8 protein-coding genes and 1 pseudogene are annotated in these 8,904 nt (G+C 62.8%); all 9 read left to right on the top strand.

Translation table 11 applies throughout. From position 1 onward, the window contains the following. A pseudogene (locus AC1DX0_RS02780) lies at positions 1–223 on the top strand (hypothetical protein); the annotation flags it as partial. 228 nt (positions 224–451) lie between these two features. Then, positions 452–1,435 (top strand): cell wall hydrolase, encoded by a 984-nt coding sequence (locus tag AC1DX0_RS02775; protein WP_477223054.1) that lies wholly within the window; start codon positions 452–454, stop codon positions 1,433–1,435. An 89-nt stretch (positions 1,436–1,524) separates the two neighbouring features. After that, positions 1,525–2,130 (top strand): recombination mediator RecR, encoded by a 606-nt coding sequence (recR, locus tag AC1DX0_RS02770; RefSeq protein WP_475453706.1) that lies wholly within the window; start codon positions 1,525–1,527, stop codon positions 2,128–2,130. A 26-nt stretch (positions 2,131–2,156) separates the two neighbouring features. Then, entirely contained in the window at positions 2,157–3,410 is a 1,254-nt protein-coding gene (locus tag AC1DX0_RS02765; RefSeq protein WP_477223053.1) for a lytic murein transglycosylase, read from the top strand. Between the two features lie 261 nt (positions 3,411–3,671). Next, positions 3,672–5,315 (top strand): ABC transporter substrate-binding protein, encoded by a 1,644-nt coding sequence (locus AC1DX0_RS02760; RefSeq protein ID WP_477354209.1) that lies wholly within the window; start codon positions 3,672–3,674, stop codon positions 5,313–5,315. An 18-nt stretch (positions 5,316–5,333) separates the two neighbouring features. Continuing rightward, positions 5,334–6,395, top strand: a complete 1,062-nt coding sequence (locus AC1DX0_RS02755) for an ABC transporter permease (RefSeq protein WP_477354206.1) — start codon at positions 5,334–5,336, stop codon at positions 6,393–6,395. Further along, complete coding sequence (gene nikC, locus AC1DX0_RS02750) at positions 6,392–7,312, top strand: nickel transporter permease (RefSeq protein ID WP_477223050.1); 921 nt, start codon at positions 6,392–6,394, stop codon at positions 7,310–7,312. Before AC1DX0_RS02755 ends, nikC begins: the two co-directional genes overlap by 4 nt. Beyond that, a complete protein-coding gene (locus AC1DX0_RS02745; protein WP_477223049.1) occupies positions 7,309–8,154 on the top strand; it encodes an ABC transporter ATP-binding protein in 846 nt (281 codons plus the stop codon). The genes nikC and AC1DX0_RS02745 overlap by 4 nt, the downstream gene beginning before the upstream one ends. Then, positions 8,151–8,900, top strand: coding sequence for an ABC transporter ATP-binding protein (locus tag AC1DX0_RS02740; protein WP_477223048.1), 750 nt, complete (start codon positions 8,151–8,153; stop codon positions 8,898–8,900). Before AC1DX0_RS02745 ends, AC1DX0_RS02740 begins: the two co-directional genes overlap by 4 nt. The last annotated feature ends 4 nt before the right edge of the window (positions 8,901–8,904 follow it).

The raw sequence follows: 8,904 nt of genomic DNA, 5'->3' as shown, positions 1-8,904 counted from the left end.
GGATGAGCGCGCGGTCGTGCTGGAAATCGCCGAATTCCTCGAGGCGGCCTCCGAAACAAATCCCGATTTCACCAAGGCCGAATTCATCGACAGCGACTGGCCGGGAAAGATCGCGCCGGCGGCGAGGGATGCGCGGGCCTTGTTCCTCAGGCGCGGCCTGTTTTCGGAGAAAGTCGAGGAACTCGAGCCGGGCCAGTCGGCCGTGATTGCGGCCGGGCGGTAGCGATTCCAGGAAAAACGTGACGCGGGTTTCCGTTTTCAATTGCGGCGAAACCAAGAGAGAGTGGTCATCGCTTTTGTGAAATGACGGCTCGATCTATCTGGAAAGCCTCGAAATTGTGCCTTTTAGGCAACAGTATGTGGTTAATAACGTTTTGGCCATCATTTTGCCTGAAAGTGTCTCATTCTTGCCGCAGCCTGGGGGCGGGCATCGAAGTGAGAGGGTAACCTGTTGATTGTTACGCGATGGAAGGCGCCGCTGTTGCTCGGCGTCATCACGTCTCCCCTGTTCCTGGCCGCCTGCAGCCAGACCACTTCGCATGGCATGTCTGTTGCCAGCCTGACCGATGCCATCACGCCGAATTTCCTGAGCCGGCCCTTCAGCCACACGCCGAAGGACAGGGAGTGCCTGGAAAGGGCGATGTTCTTCGAATCCAACCGCTCGAGCCGCGACGGCATGATCGCGGTGGGCACGGTGGTGATGAACCGCTTGCGCTCCGGCAACCACGGCAGCACCATCTGTGACGTGGTGGGTGAACCGGGGCAGTTCGCGCCGGGCGTCATGACCAGGTCGATGAATTCGCGCGCTATGCCTGATGTCGAGGAAGCGGCCGATGCCGTGCTCAAGGGCGAGCGCAAGGCCAAGCTGAAGAACACGATGTATTTCCACACCGCCGGCCTGCATTTCCCTTACAAGAACATGCACTACACCATGGTTGCCGGCGGCAACGCCTTCTACGAGAAGCGCGGCCGCAACTGGCAGCCGCTGCCCGACGAGCCAATGATTGCCTCGGCGGCGCCCGAAATGGTCAAGCCGGCGGCACCGGTGACGATGGTTGCCTCGGCGGAGCCGGTGCGTCCGGCCAAAGCCTCCCGCACCGCTCCGGCACAACAGGTCTTTATGACCGCCTCTGTGGAACCGGCCCGTCAGCCCAAGACCAAGATCGCCCCTGCCCAGCAGACCTATGTGACCGCGGCCGCGGCGCCGACGGCAAAGTCGGCGCGCGTAACCGGGAAGCAGACGATGGTCGCCATGCAGGAGCCGATGGAAGAACCGGATGCCGCCCGTTTTGGCGGAACCTTGAACACCCGCGTCATCTCATCGGTTCAGGGTGAGCCGCAAGAGGCGGCGATGGGCTTCCAGTCGACGCCTGAGAACACCGACGCCATTGGCGCGATGATCGTCAGCCAGGGGCGGCCGCTCGAAGCCAATTGATCTGTTCCCATGATCCGCCATGGCAGCATGGTGGGTCGTGCTGGACGGGAACTGTTCCAAAGCGCTCCGAAAAATCCTAGATCAAGGCGATGTCCAAGCGAATCGCCGGTCCCGAGATCGAACGCCTGATCCAGCTGCTGGCCAAGGTGCCGGGGCTTGGGCCCCGTTCGGCCAGACGCGCCGCCCTTCATCTTATCAAGAAGAAGGAGCAGCTGCTGTCGCCGCTTGCCGCCGCCATGGGCGAGGCCGCCGACAAGGTTCGTATTTGCACGACCTGCGGCAATGTCGATACATCCGACCCCTGCATGATCTGCACGGACCCGCGCCGCGACGCTGCCACCCTTATCGTCGTCGAGGACGTCTCCGATCTCTGGGCGCTGGAGCGAGCGGCGGCGATGAACGTGCGCTATCATGTGCTCGGCGGCACGCTGTCGCCGCTCGACGGCATCGGCCCCGACCAGCTCAACATCCGCTCGCTGATCGACCGCGTCGCCGGCGGCGAGGTCAAGGAGATCATCATCGCTGTCAACGCCACGGTCGAGGGCCAGACCACCGCGCATTACCTCACCGACCAGTTGTCGGGCTTCGACATCAAGGTGACAAGGCTGGCGCACGGCGTGCCGGTCGGCGGTGAGCTCGACTATCTCGACGAGGGCACGCTGGCCGCGGCACTGCGCGCGCGGACGGCGTTTTGACAAGATTGGCGGAGAGGGTGCGGATCATGAGTGTTGCGCGTCCTTTCAGATTGGCACTGCTTTCCTTTTTTACAGTCATTCTTGCCGTCGTGCTCGCCGCCCCCGCCTCCGCTGCCAAGATCGACGATCAGTTCCGCACCTGGCTGCAGAATGACCTCTGGCCGGAGGCCAAGGCGAATGGCATATCCAAGCAGACTTTTGATGCCGCCTTCGACGGCATAAAACCCAACCTGAAGCTACCCGACCTCGTCATGCCCGGCGAGAAGCCGAAGACGCCGCAGAAGCAGCATCAGGCCGAGTTCGGCTCGCCCGGCGCCTATTTCGCCGAGAAGACGGTTCGTGCGGTGACATCAGGCGGACGCACGCGTGAAACCAGCAACGCAAAGACACTGGCCGCAATCGAAAAGCGCTATGGCGTGCCCGGCGAGATCGTTCTGGCGATCTGGGGCCGCGAAACCGGCTTCGGCGCGGCGAAGATGCCTTATGACGCCTTTGAAGTGCTGGGCACCAAGGCGTTCATGTCGACCAAGAAGGATTTCTTCCGCACCGAGCTGCTTGCCGCGCTGGAAATCGTCCAGCGCGGACTGGCGCCGGTCGGCGCGATGAAATCGTCCTGGGCCGGCGCGCTCGGCCAGCCGCAATTCATGCCGACCTCCTTCCTCAAGCATGCCGTGGATTTCGATGGCGACGGCCGCGTCGACATTTGGAACTCGACGCCTGACGTGCTCGCCTCGATCGCCAACTATCTCGTCCACTATGGCTGGGTGAGGGGCCGTGGCTGGGGCTTCGAGGTGACCGTGCCCGACAGCGTCTCCTGCTCGCTGGAAGGCCCTGATCAAGGCAAGAAGATCTCCGAGTGGGCGGCGATGGGTATCAAGCGCGTCGGCGGAAAAGCATTTCCGGCGAGTGAGATGAAGGCCGAAGGCTTCCTGCTGATGCCTGCCGGCCGCAGTGGTCCAGCTTTCATCGCCACCCCCAATTTCTACGTGCTGAAGGAATACAACACCAGCGACCTCTACGCGCTGTTCATCGGCCATGGCGCCGACCGCATTGCGCATGGCGATCAGAATTTTTCCGGCAGCTGGGGCCCGGTCGGCGATCTCCACCGTTCCGACATTGCCGCCCTGCAACGGGCGCTGGAAGCCAAGGGCTATGATGTCGGCAGCGCCGACGGCCTGCCCGGCTTCAAGACCCGCCGCTCGATCGGCAAATGGCAGACAAAGAACGGCCAGGCCGCGACCTGCTTTCCCGACGCCGGCCTGGTCGCCGCACTGAAATAGCTTAAAAATTAGCAGATTTTTCTCATTCCGCTGCCCCGATTGGCTGGCCTGTGTGTCGACACACCGCCCGTCTTTCTGGCCCAATGAGCCGTCGCATAAATGCTCGTTGCCGGCCACGAGGTCGCCGGATATGGTGTTGACCAACTGGACAAAAACCGCAACGGTAAGAGGTCGGACGGTCGTCTTCAGGCCCGAAAAGAATTCCGCAACCCTGAGCCGGGAACTCAGGTTCAACAAACAACAAAACAGGGAACAATCACCATGATGATGGAAAAGTTTGCTCTACGCTCACGCATCCTGCTTGCGGGTGCCGCCATGTCCGCGCTGCTTCTGGCCGGAGCGCCGGCTGGCGCGGTCACGCCTGCCGACACGCTGGTCGAAGGCTTCGCGATCGACGATATCATCTCCATGGATCCGGGTGAGGCGTTCGARCTGTCGACCGCCGAAGTCACCGGCAACACCTATGATCTKCTTGTCCGCCTCGACCTCAGCGACACCTCCAAGGTCAAGCCGGATCTCGCCGCGAGCTGGACCGTTTCTGATGACGGCCTGACCTATACATTCAAGCTCAAGCCGGGCCTCAAATTCGCCTCGGGCAACCCGATCACCGCGGCCGATGTCGCCTATTCGTTCGAGCGGGCCGTCAAGCTGGACAAGAGCCCGGCCTTCATCATCGGCCAGTTCGGCATCAGCGGCGACAACGTCGCCGAAAAGGCCAAGGCCGTCGACGACTCGACCTTCCAGTTCACCGTCGACAAGGCCTATGCGCCGAGCTTCGTGCTGAACTGTCTCTCGGCAACGGTCGCCTCGGTGGTCGACGCCAAGCTGGTCAAGGAACACGTCGCGGCGGTGACGCCGAGCGCCGACTACAAATGGGATAATGATTTCGGCAATGCCTGGCTGAAGACCGGCTATGCCGGCTCCGGCGTCTACAAGCTACGTGAATGGCGCGCAAACGAAGCCGTGGTCATGGAGCGCAACGACAACTATTACGGCGAGAAGGCCAAGCTCGCCCGCGTCATCTACCGCAACATGAAGGAAAGCTCGGGCCAGCGCCTGGCGCTCGAAGCCGGCGACATCGACGTTGCCCGCAACCTCGAGCCGAACGATCTCGACGCCATTGCCAAGAACGCCGACCTCACCACCACCAGCGCGCCGAAGGGCACGGTCTACTACATCAGCCTCAACCAGAAGAACCCGAACCTCGCCAAGCCCGAGGTACGCCAGGCCTTCAAATATCTGGTCGACTACGATGCTTTGAGCACGACCATCCTCAAGGGCATCGGTGAAATCCACCAGTCCTTCCTGCCCAAGGGCGACCTCGGCACCGTGGACGATAACCCGTTCAAGCTCGATGTCGCCAAGGCCAAGGAACTGCTGGCCAAGGCCGGCCTGCCGGACGGCTTCAGCGTCACCATGGACGTGCGAACGGGACAGCCGACGACAGGCATGGCGGAATCGATCCAGCAGACGCTGGGTCAGGCTGGCATCAAGCTGGAGATCATCCCGGGTGACGGCAAGCAGACGCTGACCAAATACCGCGCCCGCAATCACGACATCTATATCGGCAATTGGGGCCAGGATTAYTTCGAYCCGAACTCSAATGCCCAGACCTTYGCGTCGAAYCCSGACAATTCGGATGCCGGCAAGTCGCAYACGCTCGCCTGGCGCAATAGCTGGGACATTCCGGACCTGACCAAGGAAACGGAAGCGGCCCTGCTGGAGAAGGATTCTGGCAARCGCGCCGACATGTACAAGGATCTSCAGAAGAAGATCCTCGACACCAGCCCCTTCRTCATCATTCACCAGCAGCTGGAAGTGGTTGGCCTGCGCAAGAACCTCAAGGGCCTCGTGCTCGGCCCGAGTTTCGACACCAATTTCGTCGGGTCGGTCTCCAAGGAATAATGCCGACGGACGCGCCGCATGAGCGCGGTTGAAAACGAGAGCGGGCGCGGCAGCGCCCGCGCCGTCGCTATTGCATCGGCGATCGGCCGCTTCCTGGTCATCGCGGTCACGACCTATCTTGGCCTGCTCGCGGTTACCTTCTTCATTGGCCGGGTCATCCCGATCGATCCGGTGCTGGCTGTGCTCGGCGATCGCGCGCCTCTCAATGTCGTCGAACGCACACGTCGCGAGATGGGCCTCGACCTGCCGCTGGTCGAGCAGTTCTACATCTATGTGAAAAATGCCCTGAACGGTGATTTCGGCACCTCGGTGTTGACCACCAATCCGGTCATGACCGACATCCGCCGCRCCTTCCCCGCGACCATCGAGCTGGCGACGCTGGGAACGCTGATCGGTTCGGTGCTCGGCGTGCCGCTCGGCGTGCTGGCAGCGGTAAAACGCGGCAGCGTTATCGACCAGATCGTGCGCATTGTCGGCCTGATCGGCTATTCCGTGCCGATCTTCTGGATCGGGCTTTTGGGGCTCGTCCTGTTCTACGCCAAGCTGMAATGGGTGGCGTTTCCCGGCCGCCTCGACGTCGTCTAYGAATACACGTTCACACCGATCACCGGCTTYTATCTTCTSGATGCGCTGTGGCAGCGCCAGTGGGATGTCTTCTATGACGCCTTYCGCCACATCATTTTGCCGGCAGGSCTGCTGGGCTAYTTCTCGCTGGCTTACATCAGCCGCATGACGCGCTCGTTCATGTTGAACGAGCTGGCGCAGGAATACATCGTCGCCGCGCGCGCCAAGGGCCTGTCGGAAACCCGCATCATCTGGGGTCACGCGCTGCGCAACGCCGCCGTGCCGATGGTCACGGTGATCGCGCTGTCCTACGCCAATCTGCTCGAGGGCTCGGTGCTGACCGAGGTCGTCTTCTCCTGGCCCGGCATCGGCCTCTACATCACCAATTCGCTGCAGAACGCCGACATGAACGCCGTACTCGGCGGCACCATCATCATCGGCTCGGTGTTTATCGGCATCAATCTCCTGTCCGACCTGCTCTACCGCGTGCTCGATCCGAGGACGAAGGTCCGATGAGCGCCGACATCGTCCAATCCCGTCGCGACTGGTTGCTCAGCGAGCGCCCGGCCTCGCGCATGCAGGCAAGGCTCGGCCGCGCCTATGTCGCGTGGCGGCGTTTTTCCGCCAACCGGTTGGCCTTTGTCGGCCTGCTCATCATCATCGCGCTGCTGGTCATCGCCGCCCTTGCCGGCGTGCTGGCGCCTTACTCGCCGACATTCGGCGATCTCAAGAATTCACGGCTGCTGGCGCCAAGCGCCGAGCACTGGTTCGGCACCGACGACCTCGGCCGCGATATCCTGTCGCGCATTCTCTACGGCTCGCGCTGGACGCTTTACGTGGTCATCCTGGTCGCCATCATCGCCGCACCCATCGGCCTGCTGGTCGGCACCGTCGCCGGCTATGCCGGCGGCTGGACCGATGCCATCCTGATGCGCATCACCGACATCGTCCTCGCTTTCCCCAAGCTGATCCTTGCGCTGGCTTTCGTCGCCGCCCTTGGCCCCGGCATCGAGAATGCGGTGCTGGCCATCGCCATCACCTCCTGGCCGCCTTACGCGCGAATTGCCCGCGCTGAAACGCTGACGGTGCGCAATTCCGATTACATCAAGGCGGTGCAATTGATGGGCGCCTCGCCGTTCCGCATCGTGTTGCGCCACATCATGCCGCTCTGCATCTCCTCGCTGATCGTCAGGGTGACGCTCGACATGGCCGGGATCATCCTGACCGCCGCCGGCCTCGGCTTCCTCGGCCTCGGCGCGCAGCCGCCGCTGCCCGAATGGGGCACGATGATCGCGTCGGGCCGCCGCTTCGTGCTCGACCAGTGGTGGGTGGCCGGCGCGCCGGGCTTTGCCATCCTCATCGTCAGCCTCGGCTTCAACCTGCTTGGCGACGGCCTGCGCGACGCGCTCGATCCCCGGAGTGGTGACCAATGAGCAGGGAGACGAAGACACTTCTCGACGTCGACGATCTGCGCGTCACCTTCCCGACGCGCACCGGGTTGATCGAAGCGGTGCGCGGCGTCTCCTTTTCGCTCGGCCGCGAACGCCTCGGCATCGTTGGTGAGTCCGGCTCGGGCAAGTCGCAGACCGGCCGTGCCATCATGGGCGTGACGCCGCCCCAGGCTAGGATATCGGCCAACAAATTGGCCTTCGACGGCATCGACCTGCTCCGCATCTCGCCACGCGAACGCCGGGCGCTGCGGGGCAACCGCATCGCCATGATCCTGCAGGATCCGAAATATTCGCTCGACCCGGTTATGAGCATCGGCCGGCAGATCGTCGAAACGCTGCGTACGCATGAGAAAGTCTCCAAGTCCGAGGCGCGCGAGCGGGCGCTGGCCATGCTGGAAGCAGTGCAGATCCGCGACCCCAAGCGCGTCTACGACCTGCATCCGCACGAAGTCTCCGGCGGCATGGGCCAGCGTGCCATGATCGCCATGATGCTGATCGCCGGACCGGAAATGATGATCGCCGACGAACCGACTTCGGCGCTCGACGTCACGGTGCAACTCGACGTGCTGGGCATCCTCGATAAATTGGTCAGCGATCGTGGCATGGGGCTGATCTTCATCTCGCATGATCTGCGTCTGGTCTCGTCATTCTGCGACCGCGTCATCGTCATGTATGCCGGCAAGGTCGTCGAGCAGCTCAAGGCCTCCGAACTCGGCCAGGCCCAGCATCCCTACACGCGCGGCCTGCTCAACTGCATGCCCAGGATCGGCTTCGAACGCCATCCGCTGCCGGTGCTCGACCGCAAGCCGGAGTGGGCGGCATGACTTCTGCGATTGCCGTCGACGGGCTGGAAGTGATCTTCGACCGCTTTCGCGCGCTGAAAGGCGTCGGCCTCGAGGTCAGGTCAGGCGAATCCTTTGGCCTTGTCGGCGAATCCGGTTCCGGCAAATCGACGCTGCTCAGGGCCATCGCCGGCCTTGCGCCGGTCGCCTCGGGCAGCATCACCGTCAATGGCAAGAAGCTTGGCGCGCGCCGCGACAAGGCCTTTTACCGCGAGGTGCAGATGGTCTTCCAGGACCCGTATGGCTCGCTGCACCCGCGCCAGACCGTCGACCGCCTGCTGCAGGAGCCACTTGCCATCCATGGTTTTGCCGACGGCGAAAAGCGCATCCAGCAGGCGCTTGACGAGGTCGGTCTCGGCAATGGCTTTCGCTTCCGCTACTCGCATCAATTGTCGGGTGGCCAGCGCCAGCGTGTGGCCATTGCCCGCGCGTTGATCCTTGAACCCTCGATCCTGCTGCTCGACGAGCCGACCTCGGCGCTCGATGCCTCGGTGCAGGCGGAAGTGCTCAATCTGCTGGAAGAAGTCCGCCGGCGGCGCAAGCTGACCTTCCTGATGGTCAGCCACGACCTCGCCATCGTCACCCATATGTGCGAGCGGCTGATGGTGATGCAGGGCGGCGAGGCGGTGGAGAACCTCACGGCGGCCCAACTTGTCGCGCACCGCGTGACCGAGGATTATACGCGCAATCTGCTCAGGGCCAGCGAGGGGTTTGTCCGCACGGGTTAAGGGA

Source organism: Mesorhizobium sp. P3_A9, from assembly GCF_056402975.1.
The sequence above is the reverse complement of the archived record's forward strand: the minus strand, read 5'-3'. Positions and strand labels throughout refer to the sequence as shown.